2 protein-coding genes and 1 pseudogene are annotated in these 2414 nt (G+C 57.1%); 2 read left to right on the top strand and 1 reads right to left on the bottom strand.

Going from position 1 to position 2414, the window contains the following annotated elements; all coding sequences use genetic code 11:
• Positions 1–182 precede the first annotated feature (182 nt).
• Both ACZYOF_RS43410 and ACZYOF_RS43415 read left to right on the top strand, forming a co-directional pair.
• Positions 183–656, top strand: coding sequence for a Fe(II)-2OG oxygenase family protein (locus tag ACZYOF_RS43410; RefSeq protein WP_091968151.1), 474 nt, complete (start codon positions 183–185; stop codon positions 654–656).
• Between the two features lie 73 nt (positions 657–729).
• Positions 730–1925, top strand: a protein-coding gene (locus ACZYOF_RS43415) for an IS3 family transposase (protein ID WP_463719551.1) whose coding sequence is annotated in 2 segments (ribosomal slippage) — positions 730–991 and positions 991–1925 — 1197 coding nt in all. Because the reading frame shifts where the segments join, the coding sequence is not laid out codon by codon here.
• Positions 1926–2147: 222 nt separating this feature from the next.
• Here the strand turns inward: ACZYOF_RS43415 and ACZYOF_RS43420 are convergent.
• Positions 2148–2288, bottom strand: a pseudogene (locus ACZYOF_RS43420) (integrase core domain-containing protein); the annotation flags it as partial.
• Positions 2289–2414 lie beyond the last annotated feature (126 nt).

Consider the following 2414-nt stretch of genomic DNA (forward strand, 5'->3'; position numbering starts at 1 on the left):
ACGGCTGGCAGACCCTCGCCAGCAAGCCCATTGCTCAGCCGGTTGATCTTGCCGCCTGAGCAGATATCATCCGTTCACCGGAGACTCGCGACGGACAAATTCCAACCAAGTTCGCGACGGCACCACTTTTACGAGAAAAAACGACAAAAATATTACCTGGATCAAAACCATTGTCTCGGGGCATGATCACTCGTGCAAAAGCACTTTATCGTCTGAGCTCGCCGGATGACTATTTGGTACCAGATGACCAAATAGTAGCCGAGGTGAAATCCGAGATCCCGGGCCTTTTGCTGGCGATTGTTATGGCAAGGCCGAAAAGAAGCTTTTCCCTTCTCCTAGGGCGCGATGTGAATGTCCTTTGGGATAACATTGGTAGTGTTGACCAAAGCTGTCTTCACTTTTTCGTTCGGATGTTGCAGGAGCGCGAACTTCTCAAGTTCCCGCCGGACGGTTTTGAGTTGCACCAACTGGACCCCGTTAATGCAGGACGGAGCTGGTGTTCAGGCGCCGATTACGAGAAACTTTTTTGTGACGAGATTATTCTCAAGCTAAAACCAGGGGACCTTGTTATTCTGAACAACCTAACTTGGGCGCATGCGGTGAACAATTGGACATCGGCACCGGGCACTCGAAGGATAGCCGTGGCATTGGCCTAGCGTAGTCCCTGACCTGAGCCCCTGAACTTCCGCCAAAAATGGGTAGAATCCGTCCACCTTGAGGGAGACGGAGATGAAGCAGTCGAGGTTCACGGAAGAGCGGATCATTGCGGTGCTGCGGGAGCACGAGGCGGGATCGAAGACCGGTGATGTTTGCCGGAAGCACGGGATCAGCAGCGCGACGTTCTACAAGTGGAAGGCCAAGTATGGTGGCCTGGACGTATCCGAAGCTCGGCGCCTCAAGGTCCTTGCCGACGAGAATGCGAAGCTGAAGAAGCTGTTGGCCGAGGCGATGCTCGACAACGCCATGCTAAAGGACCTCAATTCAAAAAAATGGTGACGCCCGTTGCAAGGCGGCAGGCTGTGGCTCACCTTTGTTCGAGTTTTGAGGTCAGTCAGCGGCGGGCGTGTGAAGTGATTGGGGCTGATCGTTCCTCGGTGCGTTATCTCAGCCTTCGGCCTGACAACGCGACCATTCGCGTCCGGCTGCGCGAGTTGGCGTCGGTGCGCCGGCGCTTTGGCTATCGCCGTCTGCTTCTCATGATCCGCAGTGAAGGCGTGCTTATCAACCACAAGAAGCTGAGGCGGCTGTATGCCGAGGAGCGGCTGCAGGTTCGCCGGCGAGGTGGACGCAAAAGAGCTCTCGGAACACGGGTTCCGATGGAGTTGCCGCAGGGACCGAACCAGCGCTGGTCACTGGATTTCGTCAGCGACACGGTGACCGACAGCCGACGCTTCCGTATCCTGGCTGTCGTTGATGACTTCACCCGGGAATGCATCGCATTGGTGGCCGACACGTCGTTGTCGGGGATCCGGGTGGGTCGTGAGCTCGATGCCGCGATCGCCCGACGAGGCCGCCCAACGATGATCGTCAGCGACAACGGGACCGAGCTCACCATCATGGCCATCCTGCGTTGGTCGCAGCTCACCCGGATCGAGTGGCACTACATCGCGCCGGGCAAGCCGCAGCAGAATGCCTTCGTGGAAAGCTTCAATGGACGACTGCGCGACGAGTTGTTGAACGAGACGTTGTTCTCGTCCCTCGATCATGCTCGGGAGCTGCTCGCCGAATGGCAGGACGATTACAACACCGTTCGTCCGCACAGCGGGATCGGCAACCTGCCGCCATCAACCTACGCCAGGCTAACAGCGTCCGACATGCAACGGGACGGGACGCTGCGCTGTGTCGAGGGCTCCGCGCCCCGTCCCGTTGCATCACCGAGCCACACAGGCTCAAATGACCAAAGGATTCTGCCCATCGCTGGATGACCTTTGGGGCTCAGGTCATCCCCACTTTTCCTGAAAGTTGAGTCTTGCTTCAAGGGTGCATGAGCAGCATCCCTGAGCGACAGCGATTAGCCTGACGAAGGAGTGACCTGCCACTGCTTTTCATCCAGCGGCAGTTAGAGTCTCGGGGTTTTTGCAGCGACACCGAAGTTTTGCAGCGAGACCGAAGTTTGGACCACTCAGAACTAGAGTTTTGCGCCTCTGTCACGTTGGCGGGCTGGTTGCGCCGACGTGGGTGTGCAGCAAAATCGGTCGTCGATTGCCGATTGCCCCATGGGGCCGTTCTTCATTGTAGTATCTGCGCCAAGTCTCCACTTTTTGCTGGGCGTCCGCAAGAGACAGGAACTAGTGGTCTATCACAGTGATTTTGACTCTTTGGGGGTGGCTGGATAGGCGCGGCCGAGTTTGGCGCGAGCTTTGTCGGTTGTGAACATCCATTTGATTCGGGCTCGGGTTTTATTTCGCCGCCGT

This window comes from Bradyrhizobium sp. LeoA1Lang, assembly GCF_055413685.1.